General features: G+C 40.4%; 21 protein-coding genes, 5 tRNA genes and 1 pseudogene. 20 read left to right on the top strand and 7 right to left on the bottom strand.

The features are described from left to right. Window positions 1-49: 49 nt before the first annotated feature. The 3 genes and pseudogenes from AM608_RS09015 to AM608_RS09005 form a co-directional block, all read right to left on the bottom strand. Window positions 50-574: a hypothetical protein gene (locus tag AM608_RS09015; RefSeq protein WP_053581505.1), complete on the bottom strand. Its 525-nt coding sequence runs from the start codon at window positions 572-574 to the stop codon at window positions 50-52. An 11-nt stretch (window positions 575-585) separates the two neighbouring features. After that, window positions 586-846, bottom strand: a pseudogene (locus AM608_RS09010) (SMI1/KNR4 family protein); the annotation flags it as partial. Between the two features lie 256 nt (window positions 847-1,102). Next, window positions 1,103-1,933: a TerC family protein gene (locus AM608_RS09005; RefSeq protein WP_053581504.1), complete on the bottom strand. Its 831-nt coding sequence runs from the start codon at window positions 1,931-1,933 to the stop codon at window positions 1,103-1,105. Window positions 1,934-2,700: 767 nt separating this feature from the next. On the opposite strand from AM608_RS09005, the gene AM608_RS08995 reads away from it, so the two are divergent. After that, window positions 2,701-4,770: a GDSL-type esterase/lipase family protein gene (locus tag AM608_RS08995; RefSeq protein WP_053581502.1), complete on the top strand. Its 2,070-nt coding sequence runs from the start codon at window positions 2,701-2,703 to the stop codon at window positions 4,768-4,770. Window positions 4,771-4,883: 113 nt separating this feature from the next. On the opposite strand, the gene AM608_RS11805 is transcribed toward AM608_RS08995, so the two are convergent. Together AM608_RS11805 and AM608_RS08980 are read right to left on the bottom strand one after the other, a co-directional pair. Next, the gene (locus tag AM608_RS11805; protein WP_157466295.1) at window positions 4,884-5,342 is read right to left on the bottom strand and encodes an integrase core domain-containing protein; all 459 of its coding nucleotides are present in this window, start codon (window positions 5,340-5,342) and stop codon (window positions 4,884-4,886) included. 353 nt (window positions 5,343-5,695) lie between these two features. Continuing rightward, window positions 5,696-6,043 (bottom strand): transposase, encoded by a 348-nt coding sequence (locus tag AM608_RS08980; RefSeq protein ID WP_253273467.1) that lies wholly within the window; start codon window positions 6,041-6,043, stop codon window positions 5,696-5,698. Between the two features lie 159 nt (window positions 6,044-6,202). Between AM608_RS08980 and AM608_RS08975 the strand changes: the two genes are divergently transcribed. Then, on the top strand, window positions 6,203-7,063 hold the full coding sequence (locus tag AM608_RS08975; RefSeq protein ID WP_053581500.1) for a glycerophosphodiester phosphodiesterase family protein: 861 nt from the start codon (window positions 6,203-6,205) through the stop codon (window positions 7,061-7,063). Window positions 7,064-7,105: 42 nt separating this feature from the next. On the opposite strand, the gene AM608_RS08970 is transcribed toward AM608_RS08975, so the two are convergent. Further along, window positions 7,106-8,065: a ribonucleotide-diphosphate reductase subunit beta gene (locus AM608_RS08970; protein ID WP_002675128.1), complete on the bottom strand. Its 960-nt coding sequence runs from the start codon at window positions 8,063-8,065 to the stop codon at window positions 7,106-7,108. A 384-nt stretch (window positions 8,066-8,449) separates the two neighbouring features. Here AM608_RS08970 and AM608_RS08965 point away from each other — a divergent pair, with 384 nt between their 5' ends. The 17 genes from AM608_RS08965 to gldA all read left to right on the top strand — a co-directional run bounded on the left by AM608_RS08965 (window position 8,450) and on the right by gldA (window position 18,567). After that, window positions 8,450-8,665 carry a hypothetical protein gene (locus AM608_RS08965; RefSeq protein WP_002675130.1) on the top strand — a complete coding sequence of 72 codons (216 nt, stop codon included), beginning with the start codon at window positions 8,450-8,452 and terminating at the stop codon, window positions 8,663-8,665. 6 nt (window positions 8,666-8,671) lie between these two features. Continuing rightward, window positions 8,672-9,508 (top strand): dTDP-4-dehydrorhamnose reductase, encoded by an 837-nt coding sequence (gene rfbD, locus AM608_RS08960; protein WP_053581499.1) that lies wholly within the window; start codon window positions 8,672-8,674, stop codon window positions 9,506-9,508. Window positions 9,509-9,535: 27 nt separating this feature from the next. Beyond that, window positions 9,536-10,099, top strand: a complete 564-nt coding sequence (locus tag AM608_RS08955) for a LemA family protein (protein WP_053581498.1) — start codon at window positions 9,536-9,538, stop codon at window positions 10,097-10,099. 153 nt (window positions 10,100-10,252) lie between these two features. Next, window positions 10,253-11,176, top strand: coding sequence for a M48 family metallopeptidase (locus AM608_RS08950; protein WP_053581497.1), 924 nt, complete (start codon window positions 10,253-10,255; stop codon window positions 11,174-11,176). A 509-nt stretch (window positions 11,177-11,685) separates the two neighbouring features. Continuing rightward, window positions 11,686-11,759: transfer RNA gene (locus tag AM608_RS08945), tRNA-Thr, on the top strand. A gap of 36 nt (window positions 11,760-11,795) precedes the next feature. Further along, window positions 11,796-11,877, top strand: a tRNA-Tyr gene (locus AM608_RS08940). 22 nt (window positions 11,878-11,899) lie between these two features. Beyond that, window positions 11,900-11,972: transfer RNA gene (locus AM608_RS08935), tRNA-Gly, on the top strand. Window positions 11,973-11,984: 12 nt separating this feature from the next. After that, window positions 11,985-12,056, top strand: a tRNA-Thr gene (locus AM608_RS08930). Window positions 12,057-12,121: 65 nt separating this feature from the next. Beyond that, window positions 12,122-13,309 (top strand): elongation factor Tu, encoded by a 1,188-nt coding sequence (tuf, locus tag AM608_RS08925; RefSeq protein WP_002675136.1) that lies wholly within the window; start codon window positions 12,122-12,124, stop codon window positions 13,307-13,309. A 77-nt stretch (window positions 13,310-13,386) separates the two neighbouring features. Further along, window positions 13,387-13,457: transfer RNA gene (locus AM608_RS08920), tRNA-Trp, on the top strand. A gap of 175 nt (window positions 13,458-13,632) precedes the next feature. Further along, complete coding sequence (locus AM608_RS08915; RefSeq protein ID WP_053581496.1) at window positions 13,633-14,073, top strand: lipocalin family protein; 441 nt, start codon at window positions 13,633-13,635, stop codon at window positions 14,071-14,073. After that, the gene (locus AM608_RS08910; RefSeq protein WP_053581495.1) at window positions 14,070-14,531 is read left to right on the top strand and encodes a hypothetical protein; all 462 of its coding nucleotides are present in this window, start codon (window positions 14,070-14,072) and stop codon (window positions 14,529-14,531) included. Before AM608_RS08915 ends, AM608_RS08910 begins: the two co-directional genes overlap by 4 nt. 217 nt (window positions 14,532-14,748) lie before the next feature. After that, a complete protein-coding gene (locus AM608_RS08905; protein ID WP_009409933.1) occupies window positions 14,749-14,958 on the top strand; it encodes a hypothetical protein in 210 nt (69 codons plus the stop codon). Continuing rightward, entirely contained in the window at window positions 14,946-15,230 is a 285-nt protein-coding gene (locus AM608_RS08900) for a virulence protein (protein ID WP_015782379.1), read from the top strand. Before AM608_RS08905 ends, AM608_RS08900 begins: the two co-directional genes overlap by 13 nt. 49 nt (window positions 15,231-15,279) lie before the next feature. Then, the gene (locus AM608_RS08895) at window positions 15,280-15,756 is read left to right on the top strand and encodes an S-ribosylhomocysteine lyase (RefSeq protein ID WP_053581494.1); all 477 of its coding nucleotides are present in this window, start codon (window positions 15,280-15,282) and stop codon (window positions 15,754-15,756) included. A 12-nt stretch (window positions 15,757-15,768) separates the two neighbouring features. Further along, window positions 15,769-17,538, top strand: a complete 1,770-nt coding sequence (locus AM608_RS08890) for an aminopeptidase P family protein (protein WP_053581493.1) — start codon at window positions 15,769-15,771, stop codon at window positions 17,536-17,538. A 129-nt stretch (window positions 17,539-17,667) separates the two neighbouring features. After that, window positions 17,668-18,567, top strand: a complete 900-nt coding sequence (gene gldA, locus AM608_RS08885) for a gliding motility-associated ABC transporter ATP-binding subunit GldA (protein WP_053581492.1) — start codon at window positions 17,668-17,670, stop codon at window positions 18,565-18,567. A 32-nt stretch (window positions 18,568-18,599) separates the two neighbouring features. Here gldA and AM608_RS08880 read toward each other — a convergent pair whose 3' ends face one another. Then, a complete protein-coding gene (locus AM608_RS08880; protein ID WP_053581491.1) occupies window positions 18,600-19,316 on the bottom strand; it encodes a LytTR family DNA-binding domain-containing protein in 717 nt (238 codons plus the stop codon). A 664-nt stretch (window positions 19,317-19,980) separates the two neighbouring features. On the opposite strand from AM608_RS08880, the gene AM608_RS08875 reads away from it, so the two are divergent. Beyond that, complete coding sequence (locus AM608_RS08875) at window positions 19,981-22,707, top strand: calcium-translocating P-type ATPase, PMCA-type (RefSeq protein WP_053581490.1); 2,727 nt, start codon at window positions 19,981-19,983, stop codon at window positions 22,705-22,707. The last annotated feature ends 36 nt before the right edge of the window (window positions 22,708-22,743 follow it).

Here is a 22,743-nt window from a genome sequence, read left to right as displayed (position 1 = left end):
CATAATAAGAACCAACTTTGCTAAAGTCTCAAAACTTTGGCAAAGTTTTTTATCTCCATATCTTTCTCATTACCCCTTCTACAGTAGGTTGTTGATACTTACCCTCTTTATCTTTTGTGGTATTGAACACAGCAGGGTCAAAGTGCGGACAGTTGAGTGCTAAAAACTGAAAGAAGTAGCCATCGCTGTAAAACATATAAGGCATAAACTCCCGTTGAAAATCGTTTTCGCACTCAAATTCATTATTTATGATGATACGCACAAAAGCTGCGATGTCCTCTCGGGTGAGGTTGTTGTGTTTTACAGGGTCAGGCATAGCCAAATCAAAGGCAAAGACTTCAATGCCATTGCTTTCCCACCATTCCCACAACCAAGTGTTGGAAAGGTCTTTACCGGTGAGCTCACTGAGGTATTGCTCCATCGCCTTGTATTCTTTGTCAAACACTTCTTCGGGAGTGTCTTCACTTTGAGTATCCCAAAAGGCTTCGTAGTCTTGCAGGCGTTTGAGCACGAGTGGGTACAGCTTTTCTGCGGTTGCAAAATCGGGGCGTAATTCTTTTCTAAGGTTTTTCATTTTCGTTAATTTTAATCATCATACGAAGTGTAATCCCATTGCAGACCATAACTTCCTAAATCATTTAATAGTTTATCAAAAAGAGCTTTTTGGGTAGTCCCTATAAAGATAGCTGTGGGTTTTCCAGAATCTCGGTGTATAGAGAGTGTTATCACAAGCTTAAAATCTTCATCGGTAAAGGTGCGTTGTCCTTCCCAACTGAGAGAGGTAAGTTCGGTATATTGTTTTTCTATATGGGCAACTGCTCCTGTGGGCACTTCAAAGTCTTCCATTGTAGCTCGCACCCTGTCTTGCTACGACCTTTGTAAAAGTTGATTACCTTATAATCACTCGCCTTTTCGGTGTGCGTAGGGGCGATTGGCAAATCGCCCTTTAAGAAATAAGCCCATTCTTTTGCAATCTATTTTTGTTTGACTCTAAAAGAGCGAAGCCTTTATTTTTGCTTATTTTTTTATCGAATTTCTATAGCGTGAGCTACATACACTTCCTCTTATCATTAATCATTAACCATTCATCACTAACCATTCATCATTTTTCTACCTCTTTTTTACTTCGCTCGCCACTACTTGGGAGAGAGGTTGAAGGTGAAGCCTTCCTCATTCTCATATTCAGAAACTCTACCCCTAACGAAAACGCTATCGCAAAGTACAAGTATCCCTTAGGCACAGCACCCACCGTTTGCCCTGCCAATACCGCTTCCGATAGGTGCATACTCTCAGTAATAAGCATAAAACCAATGAGTATCAAGAACGAAAGTGCCAATATCTGAATCGAAGGATTGCGGTTTACAAAGTTGCCCACAGGGTTTGCAAAAAGCATCATTATACCCACCGAAAGCACTACCGCTGTAATCATTATATAAATCGCCCCTGTTAGCCCGCTGGTCATTCCCACCGCTGTAAGAATACTATCCATCGAGAAAATAAGGTCTATCAGTAGTATTTGTACAATAGTCCCCCCGAAAGAAGCGTGTTGTCGCCCCTTAGGGTTATCCGATTGTGTAACGTGTTCTATATGATTCACTTTCGCGTGAATTTCCTTAGTCGATTTATAGAGCAGGAAGATACCCCCCGCAAGCAGTATGAGAGCCTGCCCGTTAAAATGAGCTGAAAACCACCCCCAGTCAAGGCTGATAAGCGGGTCTTTCAACCTAATCAGAAACGAAATGCCCAATAAAAGAGCAATGCGCAAAAACATCGCCAAGAAAAGCCCTAAGCGTGTGGCGCGCTTACGTTGATGTTCGGGCAGTTTACCCGTAACGATAGAGATAAATATCACGTTATCAATCCCCAATACAATTTCGAGAAACGTAAGAGTAATAAGCGCCACAAAGGCATCAGCAGTAAAAAGAAAATCCATTTTATTTTTAGTTTTTAAAACGCAAAGATAAATCAAAAATTGAATATGAATACAACCCAAAGCCCAAAATGATAAAATTCTTATTCAATTACACCTCATTATAAGAAAAGTTTCCCATCGCCACACTCCCAAAAAACTCCTCCCACAAATTTGCTAATTTCCAAATTTTCTAATTCGCTAATTCTCTTTTCCGTCATACTCCCCCCTAGTGCCTATGGCCTAAGGCCTAGTGCCTCTTCCTCTTTCTTTCGCCTCGAAACCCCGTTTTTACCATTTTTTGCATCGCTGTATTATACTATGAGTCAACTTTTTATATACCCTTTCTATACCAATCGTCCAAGATTCGTATAAGCTTCCTATAAGCTCTCTATAAGCTACCACCACCCTCCTCAAAGCCTTTTTTCATCAAAAACCCTCCCTCCCCTCTTCCGAAACCCTCCGTTTCCTTCCGAAAGCTCCTAACAGTCCCAATACATCGCTTTTGCGGTATGCACTTTGCCAAAGTTTCCCACTTTGGCAAAGTTGATTATTGATATTATTGGTATTTCTGATATTATTGACATTTCCCTCATTTCCTCATTCTCTCATTTCCCTGCCCGTGCGGCTCGCACCTCATTCTCTCATTTCCCTGTCCGTGTGGCTCGCACCTCATTTTCTAATTTTCTAATCTCCTAATTTCCTAATTTTAATTGTATACAACCTAACACTTTTTTTCTTACCTTTGTAGCTTAATATAAAACATTCTTACTTTCTAAGTATACTAACCAATGAAAAAGCAACTTTTCTTTATCACACTCTTACTCCTTACCGCCTTTGCTTGTGCACAAAAAAAGCCTATTAAAGTGGCGTGTGTTGGCAATAGTATTACCTATGGCTTTGGCATTGAAAACCGCGAACAAAACAGCTATCCTTCGGTGCTCCAACGTCAGTTAGGAAAAAGCTATGAGGTGGAAAACTTTGGTCATTCAGGAGCTACTTTACTCAGCAAAGGACATAAGCCTTACATTCAGCAAGAAGAATACAAAAAAGCACTTACCTTTGCAGCAGATATTGTGGTCATTCACTTAGGTATTAACGATACCGATCCCCGCAACTGGCCTAACTACCGCGATGATTTCGTAAAAGATTATCTATCTCTCATCGCATCGTTTAAAAAGGCAAACCCCAAAGCGCGTATCCTTATCGCTCGTATGACCCCACTCGCACATCGCCATAAGCGATTCGAATCTGGCACCCGCGATTGGCACGCCGAAATACAACAAGCCATAGAGCGCATCGCCAAGCAAGCGGGCGTGCAACTTATCGACTTTCACGAGCCTTTATATCACTTTCCTCAAATGCTCCCCGATGCGGTACACCCTAATGTTCAAGGGGCGGCTATCTTGGCACAGGTAGTTTACAGTGCCATTACAGGCGATTACGGAGGTTTGCACCTCCCCGCTATCTATTCCGATAATATGGTGTTGCAACACGGCATACCTCTCACCCTGAGTGGCATCGCCAATACAGGTACTAAAATCACTGTGAAGATAGGCAAACAACAACTCACCACTACCGCCGATACCAATGGCAAATGGCAAGTAACCTTATCGCCACTTACTGCCAAAGAAACCTATACGCTTCAAATCACAGCAGGTAAAGAAAAACGCACCTTTACCAATGTAGTAGCCGGCGAAGTATGGCTTTGCTCAGGGCAATCGAATATGGAGTTTTATATGAACCAAACTTCTACGGGCGAAAAGGATATTCCGCAAGCCGATAATCCTAATATTCGCCTGTTTGATATGAAAGAAAGGTGGCGTACCGACCCCGTAGAATGGAATGCCTCAGTATTAGATTCGCTGAACCATTTGCAATATTACCGTCCTGCTCAGTGGCAAGTATGCTCTCCTAAAACAGTAAGCCATTTTTCTGCGGTAGCTTATTACTTCGGGCGTACTCTCCAAAAAGATTTGGATATGCCTGTGGGGCTCATTTGCAATGCTGTGGGGGGCTCACCTACCGAAGCGTGGATAGACCGCCGTACTTTGGAATACAACTTCCCAAGTATTCTTTATAATTGGCGTGAAAACGATTTTATAATGGATTGGGTGCGCTCTCGTGCTTCCGAGAACATCAAAAAGTCTACGGATAAGCTCCAACGTCACCCCTATGAGCCTGCTTATTTATTCGAAGCGGGAATACTCCCTTTAAACCATTATGCTATCAAAGGGGTAATATGGTATCAAGGCGAATCGAATGCGCATAACAAGGACGCTCATAGCAAGTTATTTCCTCTATTGGTGAAGAGTTGGCGCACTGAGTTTGGCAATCCACAAATGCCTTTCTACTACGTACAGCTATCCAGTATCAATCGTCCGTCGTGGGGTTGGTTTAGAGATAGTCAACGTCGATTGATGAAAGACATACCACACAGCGGAATGGCAGTATCTTACGACCACGGTCACCCCACCGATGTACACCCAAAGAACAAACAACCCATAGGCGAACGCTTAGCGCAATGGGCTTTGAATGATACTTATGGCAAGACAAATATAATCCCTTCAGGACCTTTGTTCCGTTCAGCGACTTTCAGTGGGAAAGTAGCCACAGTTTCTTTTCAGTATGCACAAGGCTTACACACCGCCGATGGTAAGCCCTTACGCGGTTTTGAACTTTCTGACGGCAATGGTATTTTTTATCCTGCTACCGCCGAAATAGTAGGTGAAGAAGTGAAAGTAACCAGCAATCAAGTCGCTACCCCTAAAGTCGTGCGCTACGCTTTTACCCCTGTTACCGACGCCAATTTAGTAAACCAAGCCAACCTCCCGGCTAGTACCTTTACAAGTGAAGAATAATGGTTAGAGGTTAACGATTAGTGATTAGTATAAAGCAATCGCTTTTGCGTCGTGTCACGTCCTAAAAAAGGTTGTCATAATTAATTATTGTTTTATTAGTAATATTTTTCTCATTAAGCTACCTTTTGAAAGTACACCTGATCAGGAGTTTTTAAGTTCAATGCATAGTGAGGACGTTTTTGATTATATGTCTTTATAGCCGAACATACCGCACTAAGAGCTTGTTGTTCAGTATTAAAAGTAACTCCTAAATTAAACTCTTGCTTGAGAATCCCATTGATACGCTCCGCGTGAGCATTTTCATAACAGTGATTCTCCTGAGTCATACTAATTTGAATGTGCTCTTTTTGCAATAACAATATATACTCTTTGCAACAATATTGAACTCCTCTATCCGAATGATGTATTAAAGACTCTGACTTTTTCTTCCCTTTTAAAGCCTTCTTCAAAGCCTCTAAACACCCTTCAATAGATAGACTATTACTTAACCAATATCCCACTATCCTTCTTGAATATAAATCAGTTATAAGCGATAAATACCTAAAACCTTCTAAGGTGCGAATATAAGTTATATCACTTACTCATACTTGATTTTTAGCACTCACTTCTACATCTTTAACAAGATTTGTCCACTTTCTAAAAGAATGATTAGAATAGGTCGTACGGGCATAACTCCTCTTCCTTTGAATAAGTAAATCATTATTATTCAATATCATAAAAAACTTATCTCTCCCTATTTTTGCTACTTGATGTATCTTATCTGATAACATATAATAAAGCTTCTTTCCTCCTATCTTGGGCAGTTCTCGACGTATTTCCTGTACCATCTCAATAATTATACTCTCTCTGAGCGCTACCTCCTTAAACGATTTAACTGCTTTATAATGAGCTTGTCTACTAATATCAAAACACTTGCAAAGAGCGCTTATCTTTTCTGTTTTGGAAAGTACTTCAATAACTCTTGTTCTAACTTTTTTTTTATTTCATCGCCCATTCCTGTTTCCTGACCAAGAATTTGAAAATAAGTCTTATAAACTTTATTCTCTAAAGTCGTTTCAGCAAAAGCCTCTTTAAGGGCTTTTAACTCCTTTTTAAGAGCTTGAAGCTCCCTGATTTCATCGATTGTTTCCACGCGTACTATTTTATTTAATAAGTGATTTTTACCATACTTTTTGAGCCATTTTTGAATCGTTGTACTTCCTCCAATGCCGTACTTGCGTCGGCAGTTTTCAATACTCAATCCGTTTTTCTCAATCTCTTCTACGATACTCAACTTAAAGCAATCACTGTACCGAACTGTTTCTTTCCTCCCTTTTGTCATATCTTTTTATGGTTTTTAGTGTAAACCTATTTCAGGATATGACACACTTTTCTCATTTCCTCATTCTCTAATTTTCTCATTTCTATATTTTCTTTATCTTTGCAAAAAAATATGTTTTTAATGAAGAAATATATCATCACTTTATCGCTTTTGTGCCTCGCAATGGCTTGCAAAAGCCCCTCAACCGGACAGATAATCCCCCAAGAGGAGATTACTAATCAAATGTATTTTACCTCCAAACCCATTGTTTCTGCTCATCGGGGTGGGGGAGGAGAGCAACTTAAAGGCTATCCCGAAAACTGTTTGGAAAGCATTCAATACCTTTCCAAGAAAGGAATACACAGCTTTGAGATAGATATCTTCGAGAGTGCCGACGGCGATTTGCTCCTAATGCACGACGATAAGTTAGGACGTACCGCCACAGGTCAAGGAGTTGTATCAGCTCTTACTACCGCACAGTTACGCACTGAAAAACTCAAAGATGAGTTCGGTAATGTAACTGCTTTTCAGATTCCGTTTTTAAAAGATGTACTTTCGTGGTGTAAAACAAATAAGGGGTACTTAATGTTAGATTTTAAAAAGGGTATTTCTTATCAAAAAGTGGTAGATTTAGTGCGCGAAGAGAAGATGGAAGCGCAAGTGGTGCTTATCAGTTATAATACTGCACAAGCCGAAGCCTTGCATAAGGTAGCTCCTGAGATGCTCCTTTCGGTGAGCGCCCGCAATGAAGACGAACTGAACCGTATTTTGCAAACAGGTATTCCTAAACAGAAGTTGTTGGCTTTCACCGGTATTCGTTTAGCTCCTGATCAGCTGTACGAGCGTTTAAACCAACTAAAAATACCTGCCATATTAGGTACATTAGGTAACTTAGATAAGCGTGCTGCTACCAAAGGCGACCACCTATATACCGAGTGGGCAAAGAAAGGTATACAAGTTTTTTCTACCGATAGACCTTTGGCATTCAAGTAAAAAAAAAGAGGTAAGAAACTTACTTCTTACCTCTTTTTTTATCTAAAACAAATCGTTTTCGCTAATACTCTTGTCGTGTTTAGTATAAGCAGTAGGGCGTTTGGCAAAGAAGTCGTCAAGCTCATTGCTGAACACTTCCTCCTCAAACCACATCATCGGTTTAGCTTCCTCTCCCGAAATACCAAAAGGCTTTCCTAATCCCAATTGTGTAAGCGAGTCGTCCAAACGATAACGCATATAGTTCGACAAGTCTTTTTTGCTAAAAAACTCCAATTCACCTTGTTCAAAAATCCAGTCTAGCATCTTGTCTTCCAAAGTGATATAACTACGGATAAAAGTAGTCGCATCTTCTTCGGCTTTAGCTTTCATTTCTGGATTTTCTTCAAATATCTTTTTGAGAATATAAATACCTGCATTGGCGTGTAACTGTTCGTCTACCGATGTCCACGCAATAATATTCGCTACGTTTTTCAAGAACCCTTTAAAACGCGTAAATGAAAGAATAGTAGCAAACTGGCTGAACAACGAAGCATTCTCAATAATCAATGTGAAAAACAGAATCCGCTCCATAGCGTTCTCACGATTTTTAGCCAAGTATTCCTTTAATACATTACTGCGTTCTTTAAAAACAGGTACCTCCAATAAGTTTTCAAACTCGTTGTTGTAGCCCAAAACCTCCAATAAGCGTGCGTAAGCCTCGCTGTGGCGGAACTCACATTCGGCAAAAGTAGCCCCTAATCCGTTGAATTCAGGTTTAGGGAAGAGGTCATAGAGGTCTCCCCAGAAAGTCTTTACCGATACTTCCACTTGGGCGATACCTAATAGAGCGCGTTTCACTGCCTCTTTTTCCACAGGTGTTAACTCCGATTTAAAATCCTGAATATCGGCAGTAAATTCCACTTCTGAGTGTACCCAAAACGATTTGTGCATAGCGTTCACAAACTCCATAACCTCAGGATATTCAAAAGGTTTGTAGTTCTCGCGTTTGTCAAAAATTCCCATAATGATAAATGTTTTTTTATGAATGTTTTAATGATGTTTTACAGAGCGCAAAGATAATAAAAATACTATAAACTCCAATAATTTTTCTAATTTGCTAATTCCCACATTCCCTAATTCTCTCATTTTCTCATTCTCTCATTTTCTCATTCTCTTATTTTCTCATTTTCTCATTTTCTTCACCTTACCTTTGCTCTTCCTTCAAGTAGCCTTTTATTTTCAATAATTTTACCTTTTATCTTTTATCTTTTACCTTTTATCTAAATCCCCCCCCTGTTGATAACTCTGTTAATAACCTGTTAATTTAAATTGATAACTATTTTTTGTCAATAATAAATTTATTCGTACTTTTGCCTCGTCAAACAATGATTAAACATTTATAGAACTATGGAAGAATTTGTAAAATTAGTAGAACACATTTTGTATATGGAGAATTTCAACACTGCAATTACTCCTGATTTAAAACAAAAGTTTATAGAGCTTAACAGAACTTATGGCAATAATGTGCCCGATAAGTATAAAGCAGACGTAAACAGATTATATAATAGCTTTCGCGATAAACAAAGCGTAGAGGTAGATAGTAACGCTTACGCTGTTAGCTAATAGTAAATGAATGTTTTAGTAACTGGAGGTAGTGGGCAATTAGGTTCTGAAATTCAGGCTAATTCTCACAAGAAAAGTTGCTACTATTTCACGGATATAAATAGCTTGGACATCTGTGATGTCCAAGCTATTCGTGCTTTTGTGCAACTCAATAATATTGATGTCATTGTCAATTGTGCAGCTTATACCAATGTAGATAAGGCCGAAGACGACTCAGCTCTCGCAACTCTTATCAATCATACAGCTGTCGAGAATTTAGCAACTGTTTGTAAAGAACACAACTTGCCTCTTATTCATATTTCCACCGATTATGTCTTCGGAGGAAGTAAAAACACTCCTTATACCGAAACCGACCCAACCACACCTCTTGGGGTGTATGGGCGTACTAAATTAGCAGGCGAACAAGCAATACAACAAGCAGGCATTGAACATCTCATTATCCGTACAGCGTGGTTGTACTCATTGCGTTTCGGTCATAACTTTGTAAAGACTATTCAGCGTCTCAGTGCCGAACGTACTGAACTAAAAGTAGTATTCGACCAAGTAGGTACCCCTACCAACGCTTCTGATTTAGCCGATTTTATTGTGCAAGCAGTCGAAAACCTTTGGTATAAAGGCAAACGTGAGGTCTATCACTTCTCTAACGAAGGGGTTTGCTCGTGGTATGACTTTGCAGTAACTATTGTAGCGCAATCGGGTAATAATTGTAAAGTATCGCCCTGTCGTTCCGATGAGTTTCCAAGCAAAGTAACGCGCCCTGCCTACTCAGTGTTAGATAAAACCAAGCTAAAAAAAGACTTTAATTATCCAATTCCTCATTGGAGGCATAGTTTTAATTGTTAATATTAATTGTAAATAATTAAATTAAATATGGGACTTATAATAACCATCGCAATCATAGTGATTGTAGTATTTTGGTACATTAGTGCCAATAATAAATTGGTAGCATTAGCCAATAATCGTGAGAATGCCTTTGCTGATATCGATGTGCAACTCAAGCAACGTCACGACCTTATTCCTCAACTCGTAGCAGCTGTAAAAGGCTATATGACTCACGAGTCCGAAGTGCTTACCAAAATCACTCAAGCGCGCAGTCGTGCTATGAGCGCTACTGATATAAACGATAAGATTGCAGCCGAGAAAGAACTCTCTTCTGCTATGGGTGCTTTCAATATCCAAGTAGAAGCTTACCCCGATTTGAAAGCGAATACTAACTTTATGCACCTCCAACAAGAAATTGCCGATATAGAAAATAAATTGGCGTCAGTGCGTCGTTTCTTCAACTCTACTACCAAAGAGCTGAATACCGCTATCCAATCGATACCTACTAACATCGTAGCAGGTTTCAAGAAAATGACTCCACAACCCTTCTTCGATTTGGGTACAGAACAACGCCAGCAGTTGGATAAAGCTCCAGAAATTTCGTTTAGCTAATCGAATGCACAGAAGATATATAAAGGAGATGTTTTATAGCGTCTCCTTTATTTGTTTTTTGAACATTGTTTGGTATTCTCATATAAAACTAATATCTTTGCAACTTCTACATTTGTAAGTAAAGAAAAATTGGTAATAATAAAAACCTAAATTATGCAATATCTTGGTATCCGACAACAAATCGCACGAAATAACACCAAGTCTGTTCTGTATTTATTAGCCTTCCCCTTGCTAATCCTTGCGGGAACCTATGCGGTATTGTATATGCTTAACGACCAAGATATAGAGGCTGTGAATGCTCAATTCCTTTCAGTAGTCCCTATGATGCTGATAGGGGTAGCTATATGGTTTGTAATCTCCTACTTCTTCAATACCCAAATGATACAAACCGCCACTCACTCTCGTCCCTTAGAACGCCGTGAGAATATGCGGGTGTATAATCTCACCGAGAACCTTTGTATGAGTGTCGGAATGCCTATGCCTAAGCTCTATATTATAGAAAGCGATGCGCTCAATGCTTTTGCTTCTGGTATCAACCAAAAAACCTTTGCCGTCACCCTCACACGTGGTATTATCAACACGCTTAACGACGACGAACTCGAAGGGGTGATAGCTCACGAACTTACCCATATCCGCAACCGCGATGTCCGTTTGCTTATTATTACCATTGTGTTTGTAGGTATTTTTGCCACGATTGCCAATATCGCTTTCCGCACGATGCTCAACAGTCAGTTGTATTCTTCGCGCAATAGGCGAAACGAAAAGGGTGGGGGAGGAGCTGTTGTGCTGGTAGTCTTATTGGTAGCAGGGGTCGTCTATTTCTTTTCAATACTCTTTAAGTTGGCACTTTCTCGCAGTCGCGAATATATGGCTGATGCAGGAGCTGTTGAAATGACCCATAAGTCTTTGGCATTAGCCAATGCCTTAAAGAAAATCTCAGGGCACTCCACCATCGAAGGTGTGGATAACGACGAAGTAAAAGAACTCTTCATCGACTATAAAGCCGAAGGCTTTTTTGCAATGTTCGCCACCCACCCACCTATTCGCAAACGCATACAAGTATTAGAGCAATTTTAATGACTTATGTTAGCTCAAATTAACTAAAACATTCTTGCACATAAGCTTCTCTTCTACAACTCCCCTTGATTCCTTCAGTAAACGTACCTCCCCTATGTATCAATCATAGAAGTTTTCTTCATTCATTCTTCGCCTTTTGTTTCTCTTTCCTTCATTCTAGACCCACTGTAGACCCACTGTAGACCCACTATAGAGCCACTGTAGAGCCACTGTAACCCCACTTATCCTTCGTTTAAACCTTATCACTTGTCCGTATGCCCCACCCTTGCTCGTGTGGTTCGTATCGTATTTTTGTTTGCTTTTACATCACAAAGCTTTGCCAAATCCTAATTGGCTAATTATTCACGTAAGCTAAAAAAACAGCAATAAAGTTAAAACATATTATTCATAAAATACATCTGATATTCAAATGTTTGTATTTACAGTCAAAATATTTTCGTAAAAAAAGTGTTAAAAATTTTGTCGATAAAAAAAAATGTTATACTTTTGCGCTCTGTAAAAAGATAGACGCCGGCATAGCTCAGTTGGCCAGAGCACGTGATTTGTAATCTCGGGGTCGTGGGTTCGAATCCCTCTGCCGGCTCAAAAAAAGTACATATTTTAATAGTTCAAATATTCGGGGGAGATACTCAAGCGGCCAACGAGGGCAGACTGTAAATCTGCTGGTTTTACCTTCACAGGTTCGAATCCTGTTCTCCCCACTGTCATATTTTTATTTTTTTTGCGGGAGTAGCTCAGTTGGTAGAGCGTCAGCCTTCCAAGCTGAATGTCGCGAGTTCGAACCTCGTCTCCCGCTCTTTTTTTGTATGCTGATGTAGCTCAGGGGTAGAGCACTTCCTTGGTAAGGAAGAGGTCACGAGTTCAAATCTCGTCATCAGCTCTGACGTATTTTGTACACACATCAAACACTCATTTATATAACTAAGATTTAAAATTTATTTAAAAATGGCAAAAGAAACATTTGATCGTTCCAAACCCCACTTGAATATTGGTACTATTGGACACGTGGATCACGGTAAAACAACTTTGACAGCCGCTATTACTAAAGTATTAGCCGATGCTGGTCTTTCAGAAGTTCGTAGCTTCGATTCAATCGACAACGCTCCCGAAGAAAAAGAACGTGGTATTACCATTAATACCTCTCACGTAGAATACCAAACAGCTACTCGTCACTACGCACACGTAGACTGTCCTGGCCACGCCGACTACGTAAAGAATATGATTACAGGTGCTGCCCAAATGGACGGTGCTATCCTCGTAGTTGCCGCTACCGACGGACCTATGCCTCAAACTCGTGAGCACATCCTCCTCGGTCGCCAAGTAGGTATTCCTCGTATCGTTGTCTTTATGAACAAAGTAGATATGGTAGACGACCCAGAATTGTTGGAACTCGTAGAACTCGAAATGCGTGAGCTTTTGAGCTCTTACCAATACGATGGCGATAACACTCCTATCATACAAGGTTCAGCTCTTGGTGCTCTTAACGGCGAAAAGAAATGGGTTGATAGCGTTCTTGCCCTTATGGACGCTGTTGATAAATGGATTGAACTTCCAACTCGTGACGTAGATAAACCATTCTTGATGCCTATCGAAGACGTGTTCACTATCACCGGTCGTGGTACCGTTGCTACAGGTCGTATCGAAACTGGTGTAGCTAAAACAGGTGAAGCAGTTGAAATCATCGGTATGGGTGCTGATAAATTAACCTCTACTATTACTGGGGTTGAAATGTTCCGCAAAATCCTCGACCGTGGTGAAGCTGGTGACAACGTAGGTTTGTTGCTTCGTGGTATCGACAAAAAAGACATCAAACGTGGTATGGTAATCTGCAAACCAGGTTCTGTAACTCCACACGCTAAATTCAAAGCTGAGGTGTATATCCTTTCTAAAGAAGAAGGGGGTCGTCACACTCCATTCCACAACAACTACCGTCCTCAATTCTACGTACGTACAACCGACGTAACCGGTACTATCCACTTGCAACCAGGTGTCGATATGGTTATGCCAGGTGATAACGTAACTATCGAAGTAGAATTGTTGCAACCTATCGCTCTTAACGTAGGTCTTCGTTTCGCTATCCGCGAAGGTGGTCGTACCGTAGGTGCTGGTCAAGTAACTGAAATTCTTGACTAATTAGCTTAGAAGGTTAGGTTAAATATTATTTAATACAAAAAAGTTTTGAGCATAAAAACTCAAAACTTTTTTAAAATACGGGTGTAGTTCAAGGGTAGAATAGCGGTCTCCAAAACCGTTGATGGGGGTTCGAATCCCTCCACCCGTGCTTAACATTGCTAAAGTTCAAACTTTGGCAATGTTTTTTTGTTTTTATCTTCTAAAAATCATATCTCTGTATCACATTATTTACTTTTATCTTTTACCTGAATATACTCCATATTTTTGATGATAACTAAAAAAGTTGTACCTTTGTGGTGTCAAACCCAGAAACGATATTTCCAATGAAACCTTTTTATTTTTTCTTCTGTATGCTCCTCGTTATGAGTTGTAGCAAAAGTTCAAATGATAGTTCTTCCAATCCTTTACAAGGCACGTGGAAACTTATAGCTGTGATCGACGAAACTGGAAATGGTAGAAAGCCCGATCCTACAGTAGCCGATTGTTCGGATTGTTATGTGATTACTTTTAATAATGATGGTACTCTCACAGGAAAAACACATACTAATTTGCTTAGGGGAAATTACTCTTTTAGTGCTGAAAGCAGTGTGTTATCAATTGAAAAAGGCTTAGGAAGCACTAACACTGCTGAAACTGCTGATGGTGAGTTGTTGATAAAAGTACTCACAGGTAAGAGTATTTGTGTTTTCAAAAACAATTTGCTAAAAGTAGTCAATCAAGATACTCAAAACATTAAAGAATCCTTACTTTTCGAAAAACGATGAAACCTTTTTACTTCTTTTTCTGTATGCTCCTCGTTATTAGTTGTAGCAAAAGTTCCGATGATAATAACGCTTTTGCTTTTACGCCTCTACTCAATAGTTATACGGGTTCTACTGCTTCTGTTACTCACCAGCAAGAAATTATTCATAGCGAAACCGAATTACAAGAAATTGCTAAAAAATGGGGTATAGAACACAAAATAGCTAAACTCCCCCAAATTAATTTCAACACTGAACAGTTGGTACTCATTTGGGGAGACATCAAAGGTTCGACACCATCGCAAATAGAGGTAATCTCGGCTATAGAATATGATGACTATATAGAAATCATCACTGAAAGCAAAGTAACAGGAGATGCCTCGGCACTTAGTCGTCCTTTTTGTATTATTAAAACGACTAAAACACATAAGAAAATGGTGATTAAGAGTAATATCTCTACTAGTGGAATTATAGATTCTTAAAACAATTTCCTTAAAACATTTGTTTTTTAATGACAGGTTTAATACCTTTGCGGGGTAGTTTATTAGGTATCAGACGTTAGAGTTTTTTCAGAAACTCTCCGAGCTTCTCCGAAAATTCAAACACTCCTAAACAACTTTACTCAAGAATTTCAACTAAATATCAATCAACAAGAAGTAAAGGTATCATCTCTTACCTCTTATCTCTTACCTAAACAAAATGGATAGTAAATTTAACATAGGACAACGCGTGTGGGTTTCTCCTCAACTCACAGGGAAACCTGATTGGGTAGAAGCTACCGTTACCGAAATAGAACAAAATCCTTTTATAGGAATTGTCATTGAAGTAAAAACGGACAATGGCGAATTATTCTTTGAAAAAGAAGATATGTTTAAACCCGTTGAAGAGGAAGAATTATGCACGCTATAGCTTTTGACTTAATAGTTTCTGAGCTAAAGAAACATTATAAAGATCCATATCACAACGCTTATGCTGAAATTAGAAAAGTACTTAAGCAAAATAATTTTTATTGGATACAAGGGAGTACTTATGCTACTGAAGGCGATTTGCGAACCCTTTTTCGTGCTATACAAAGCCTAAAAAATATTAAATGGTTTTGCCTTTCAGTAAGAGATATTCGCGCTTTCAAAATAGAAGACTACTCCGATTTCACTCAAGAATTTCAACTAAATATCAATTAACAAGAAGTAAAGGTATCATCTCTTATCTCTTATCTCTTAACTAAACAAAATGGAAAGAATAGCAAGTTTTTGTATCGACCACCTCAAACTGGAGCGTGGCATTTATGTATCGCGTAAAGACTATGTAGGCAACGAAGTGCTTACCTCTTTCGATATCCGTATGAAGCTCCCTTACCGTGAGCCCGTACTCGGTAGTCCCGAAACGCATACTATCGAGCACCTTGCCGCTACTTGGTTGCGCAACAACCCCGAATGGAAAGACAAGATTATCTATTGGGGGCCTATGGGCTGTATGACCGGTAATTACCTTATTCTCGCTGGCGACTATACTTCTAAAGATATCGCCCCCTTGATTACCGAACTCTTTGAGTATATTGCTAATTTTGAAGGTGATATCCCTGGTGCCTCAGCTTTAGAATGTGGCAATTTCTACAACAACAACCTCCTAATGGCGAAGTATGAAGCTAAAAAATATTTAGAAACTCTTCACCACCTCACCGATAAAAATCTAAATTACCCAGAATAAAAACTATAAACAATGAATACACCCGAAAAATTATCCCTCTTGCGCTCTAAAATGCAAGAAAACCACATCGACGCTTTTGTGGTATTCAGCGCCGACCCTCACCTTAGTGAATACCTCCCCAAAGAATGGCTCGAACGCGCTTGGCTCTCTGGATTTACAGGCTCTGCGGGTTTTGTAGTCGTTACCAAAGATAAAGCCGGCTTGTGGACGGACTCTCGTTACTTTGTACAATCGGCTATTGAGCTCAAAGGCTCTGGCATCGACCTCTTCAAGGACGGTGTAGAAGGTACCCCCGATTATGCCGATTGGCTCGTATCAGTACTTCCTGCTGGGGCTACTGTGGCACTTAACGCCTTGGCAACCTCTCACATCGCTTGGGAAAAACTACAAGCTACTTTAGCCACTCACAATATCAAATTGGTACATAAACCTCTCATCGACCTTATCTGGACGAACCGCGAAAAAGACCCTCTTCATCACATTTTCGTACACCCCGATAAATGGGCAGGACAAACCGTAGCCGATAAACTCACCGCTATTCGCAAAGCAATGGCTAACCACCGCACTACCTTGCACCTTATCACTGCCTTAGACGATGTAGCTTGGACACTCAACCTCCGCGGTAGCGATGTGGCTTACAACCCTGTATTCCTCGGTTATATCGCCCTCACCGATAAAGAAGCGACCCTTTTTGTAGATAAAGCTAAACTCACCCTTGAGGTAGAAGCTCATTTGGCAGCAGCCAAAGTAAACGTGCGTGCTTATAATGAGTTTTACAACTATTTGGCTACCGTAAAAGGACAAAATATACTCCTCGCCCCTAATACGAATCAAGCGATATTTGAAGCCCTCCAAAAGGACAATAAACTCGTGCAAGCTCCCGCTCCTGGCAACCTGATGAAAGCCGTGAAAAACCCTACCGAGCTCGAAGGATTCCGCACCGTAATGGTACGCGATGGGGTGGCAATGGTGAAGTTCCTCTACTGGCTCACCCACCAAGTAGGCAAAGAACCAATGACCGAATACAGCATTGGCAAGAAGCTACGCGACTTCCGCGCCGAAGGCAAGAACTTCGTAGGCGAAAGTTTTGGCAGTATCATTGGTTATCAAGGTAATGGTGCTATTGTACACTATTCAGCTCCTGAACACGGCAGTAAAGAGGTACACCTCGAGGGTAGTGTTTTGGTAGACTCTGGCGGACAGTATCTTGAAGGCACTACCGATATCACTCGTACCATTCCGTTAGGCAAAGTAAGTCAGCAGTTTATAGACGATAGTACCCTAGTACTCAAAGGAATGATACAACTCGCAATGGTACAATTCCCAAGAGGTACTCGTGGTGTTCAGCTCGATGCTTATGCCCGTATGGCACTTTGGAAAAACCACAAGGACTACGGGCACGGTACAGGTCACGGGGTAGGTAGCTTTATGAACGTACACGAAGGCCCTCAAAATATCCGCAAAGACCTCAACCCACAAGTGCTATTAGCAGGTATGGTATGCTCCGACGAACCTGGGGTATATCTCGAAAACCAATACGGTATTCGTCACGAGAACCTCATTACGGTGCGTGAAGTAGCTACCAACGAGTTTGGTACCTTCTACGATTTCGAGACCCTCACCCTTTGCCCGTTTATGCCCTCAAGCATCAATGTGAGTCTCCTTACCGATGTAGAGCGTAAATGGCTTAATGCCTACCACAAAACTTGTGAAGAAAAACTCGCTCCTCTTTTGGAAGGCGAAGTAAAAGAATGGTTCTTAACTCTTGTAAAACCTTTGTAGTTTAGCTTCTATTTGTTTTTAAATATACTGAAGGAAGGTTATCCGAAGCTCTATTTGGGTAGCCTTTTTTAATTATTACGCTTGCCAATTGTTTATTATTTTGTACTTTTGAGCCCAAAATATAATAAGATGTCTGTAGAAGTTCAACAACTAACAAAAATATACGGACAGCAAGTGGCTGTCAATGCTATCAGTTTTCAACTTGAAAAAGGTGAAATTACCGGCTTTTTAGGACCTAATGGAGCAGGTAAATCTACTACTATGAAAATGATTACAGGAGCGCTTACCCCTACTGATGGAACAATAACAGTAAATAGCATTGATATACTAAAAAATCCTATTGAAGCACAGAGAACAATAGGGTATTTGCCTGAACACAATCCGTTGTATACCGAAATGTACGTGCGAGAATATCTGCGCTTTATGGCTGAACTATACCCCAAAGTCCCCTCCGATAGAATTGAAGAGGTAATTGCTCTTACAGGGCTTTCTTCTGAAAGCAATAAGAAGATAGAGGCGCTCTCCAAAGGCTATCGTCAGCGTGTAGGCTTGGCTTCTGCGCTTATTCACGACCCCGAAATTCTTATACTCGATGAACCTACCACAGGGCTCGACCCCAATCAGCTGGTAGAAATACGCCATATTATCAAAGAGTTAGGTAAGCGTAAAACAGTGTTGCTATCTTCTCATATTATGCAAGAAATTCAAGCTTTGGCTGATCGTGTGATTGTATTGCATAAAGGTAACATCGTGTTAGATAAGAAAATGACTGAACTGCAAAACAAAGAACAAATTATAGAAGTAGCTTTTGATTTTCGTGTCGAAGAACGCCTCTTACGCGCTTTGCCTAACATAGTATCAGTGCATAATGTCTATGATTTTCTATATCAGTTACAGTTCGATACCTCAGAAGATATGCGCCCCACTGTATTTGATTTTGCCAAAGAAAACGGATTGAAAATACTACAAATTAATCACAAGCATAAAGACTTAGAACAAACCTTTATTCAACTAACGGCTAATAATTAAAAAAGTTGCTTGATTTTTTCAAGCAACTTTTTTTATTGACCATTAGGCATTATTTTATTCAGAAACGCCTCCCTACAATTCTCAGCAATCGTAATGCGTTGTTTGCCAAATACTATTTGGTTGCGCTCCACTACTTCTACTTTGTCCAAAGCTACTATAAACGACCTATGCACTCGCATAAACCGTTCTTCCGGTAATTCCTCTTCCAATTTCTTCAAGCTCATCAGCGTTATAATAGGTTGTGGCTGACTGTTGAGGTATATTTTTACGTAATCTTTAAGACTTTCTATATACAAAATATCATCATACATCACCTTTATTTGCTTGTAATCTGCCTTTACAAACATATAATTCTGCGCTATTTCGAGCGGTTTTTCAGTAACAGAAGGTGTGCTTAATAGCAAAGCCTTTTGAGCCGTCTCCAAAAACTCAACATAATCAAAAGGTTTCAATAAGTATCCAATAGAGTTTACCTTATATCCCTCAATAGCGTATTGGTCAAAAGCCGTAGTAAAAACAATTTTAGTAGAGGTGGGTATCTTTTTAGAAAGCTGGAGCCCTGTAAGCTCAGGCATTTGGATATCCATATAGATAAGGTCGGGCACGCTACCTTCATATAAGAACGTCAATACATCAATAGCATTGCTAAATTTGCCCACTAACCTCAGAAAAGGAGTCTTTACCACATAACTTTCTAGCAGTTGGAGCGCCATAGGCTCATCGTCTACAATGATACAAGTAAGTTGCATTTTGCCACAGATATAAAATTCCAAAGGCAAAGATACACTTATTTTTCTGTTATATACCCAAATAATAATATTTTTTCCTCCCCCACACTCCCACTAAACTCCTCCAACAAATTTGCTAATTTCCAAATTCTCTAATTTGCTAATTCCCCTTTCTGTCATACTCCCCCCTAGTGCCTATGCCCTAAGGGCTATAACCTATTCCTCTTTCTTTCGCCTCGAAACCCTCTTTTTAACATTTTTAGCCTTGTTGTATTATACTATTAATCAACTACTTATATACCCTTCCTATACCAATCGTCCAAGATTCGTATAAGCTTCCTATAAGCTCTCTATAAGCTAACCCCACCCATCTTACACCCTTTTTTCATCAAAAACTCTCCCTCCCTTCTTCCGAAAACCTCCGTTTCCTTCCGAAAGTTCAGAACCTCTCTAAGATTCTCCGAAAACTCCGATAAACCTCTCTCCCCATTTCACAAGGGGTAGGCTTGATTTTGTTTAAAATTTGTTTAATTTCTGAGGCACAGCCTCATTCCTCTAACTCAACCTCGCACCTCATTTCCCCATTTCCTCATTTTCTAATTTCCTCATTTTCTAATTCTCTCATTTTATAATTTTCTAATTCGCTAATTATAGCTATCTTTGCATTTTAATTACTCAAAAAACTATGGCAGATAAACACCATTACAAAGGTCTTACCGATGCGCAAGTCTTTGAAAGTCGCCAAAAATACGGCGAAAACTCCCTTTCATCAGTAGAAGGTGAACCGCTTTGGAAACAATTCTTAGAAAAGTTCACCGACCCCATTATCATCATTCTTCTCGTTGCCCTCGTCTTCTCTTTTGGAGTATCTACTTATGAGTATGTGGTGCATAATGAAGGTTTCGATGCTTTCTTAGAGCCCATAGGGATTCTCTTTGCTGTACTCTTAGCTACAGGTGTCGCTTTCTATTTTGAACATAAAGCCAATAAACAATTCGAAATTCTCAATCAGGTAAACGACGAGATTTACTACAAAGTCATTCGCAACGAACACATTACACAAGTGCTCAAAAAGGATATTGTAGTAGGCGATATAGTGATTTTGGAAACCGGAGAAGAAGTACCCGCCGATGGCGAGCTCCTCGAAGCCGTATCAATGCATATCAACGAGTCTACCCTTACCGGAGAACCTTTGGTACACAAAACCACCAATCCAGCCGATTTTGAGGTAGAAGCTACTTACCCTTCTAACTACGTTTGTCGCGGTACTTCGGTATCCGATGGTCACGGTATTTTTGAAGTGAAAAAGGTCGGCGATGCTACCGAATATGGCAAAGTGTTCGAAGGGGTTCAGATAGACAACACAGTGAAAACTCCCCTCAACGAACAGTTGGATAAACTCGCAGGAATGATTACCAAAATCAGTTACGCCATTGCAATTTTGGTGATTGTAGGTCGCCTTATTCTATATTTTACGCTTCCTGCTCATAACATAAACCAAATCGATTGGATTGATTTTGGTCACTATCTTCTCAATACAGCGATGATTGCTATTACTGTGGTGGTAGTTGCGGTACCCGAAGGCTTACCGATGAGTGTTACCCTCAGTTTGGCTTACAGTATGCGCAGTATGATGGCTACCAATAACCTCGTGCGCAAGATGCACGCTTGTGAGACGATGGGTGCTACTACCGTGATTTGTACCGATAAAACGGGTACACTCACCCAAAACCAAATGACTATCTACGAAACTTATTTCAATCGTTTTACAGATGAACAATTAGGTGAAAAACTCATCGCCGAATCAATGGCGGTGAACTCTACGGCTTACCTCGATTTTACTGATAAAGAAAAACCAAATGTGCTGGGGAATCCTACCGAAGGAGCTCTCCTATTGTGGCTCTACGGCAAAGGAACCAACTACTTGCCCATACGCGAAGGGAGTGAAGTGCTTAACCAACTCACTTTTTCTACCGAACGCAAATATATGGCTACTTTGGTGCAATCACCAGCGTTGAGCAAACCGGTATTGTACGTAAAAGGAGCTCCCGAAATCGTAATGACTTTTTGCTACGAAGGTGGTAAATTCCTTTCCGATATTCCTCAAGCCGATTTCGAGGCAAAACTATTACAATACCAAAACCAAGCGATGCGCACTATCGGTTTTGCTTATAAAGTAATCGACGACCCGAATACGGTAATATCCGAAAATGGTAAGTTAGTGATAAATGGCTTAAATTTTATAGGTATTACTGCTATTTCTGACCCCGTACGCCCTGATGTGCCTGCTTCTATTGAAGAGTGTTTGCACGCAGGTATTCAGGTGAAGATTGTAACCGGTGATACACCAGGTACCGCTCGCGAAATCGCCCGCCAAATACATTTGTGGGACGATACTTGCACCGAGCGTAACCAAATCACCGGCGTAGAATTTGCCGCGATGAGCGATACCGAACTCTTAGATCGCATTACTGACCTACGTCTGATTTCACGCGCACGTCCGCTCGACAAAGCACGCCTCGTGAACCTATTGCAACAAAAAGGCGAAGTTGTAGCCGTAACCGGTGATGGTACCAACGATGCACCAGCCCTCAAAGCTGCCCAAGTAGGTCTTTCAATGGGCGACGGAACCTCAGTAGCCAAAGAAGCTTCCGATATCACTATCTTGGACAACTCGTTCAGTAGTATCGGTAAAGCCGTGATGTGGGGGCGTTCGCTCTATTTAAACATTCAGCGTTTTATCCTCTTCCAGATGACTATCAATGTGGCAGCGTGTATCATCGTGCTCATTGGGGCATTTTTAGGGGTAGAGTCACCGCTTACCGTAACCCAAATGCTCTGGGTGAACCTCATTATGGATACCTTTGCGGCATTAGCGTTAGCGTCTTTACCACCGAGCAATCGCGTAATGAACGATAAACCTCGTGCGCGTGGTGCTAATATCATTACAAAGCCAATGACGAAAGGCATTTTTGGTGTAGGAGGATTCTTTGTAGTGTTGCTTTTTGGTTTCATTCAGTACTTTAAAAATGAGGATATCACCAGTCTCACTCAATTTTCAATTACTGATTATTTCAGTCATTTCTTTCACTTCGGAGCACCCAAAAACGGACTATCGGCTTATGAACTTTCCTTGTTCTTCTCGATATTCGTGTTCTTGCAATTCTGGAATATGTTCAATGCCAAAGCTTATCGTACCGGAAAGAGTACTTTTTATAATATAGGCAAGAGCCAAGGTTTTATACTTATCGCTACGGTGATTGTCATCGGTCAAGTGTTTATCACTACTTTTGGTGGACAGATGTTCAACGTAACCCCACTCAAGCTCACCGATTGGACAATCATCATTGGCACTACCAGCCTCGTACTCTGGACAGGAGAAATTCTCAGAGCCATAAAAACAGAAAAGTAATAGTTACATACTTAGCCGAATTTTCAAACTTTGGCT

The sequence above is a fragment of the Capnocytophaga sp. oral taxon 323 genome, assembly GCF_001278825.1.
Lineage (GTDB): Bacteria > Bacteroidota > Bacteroidia > Flavobacteriales > Flavobacteriaceae > Capnocytophaga > Capnocytophaga ochracea.
Note: the sequence above shows the minus strand (reverse complement) of the source record. Positions and strands in the feature narration are given on the sequence as shown.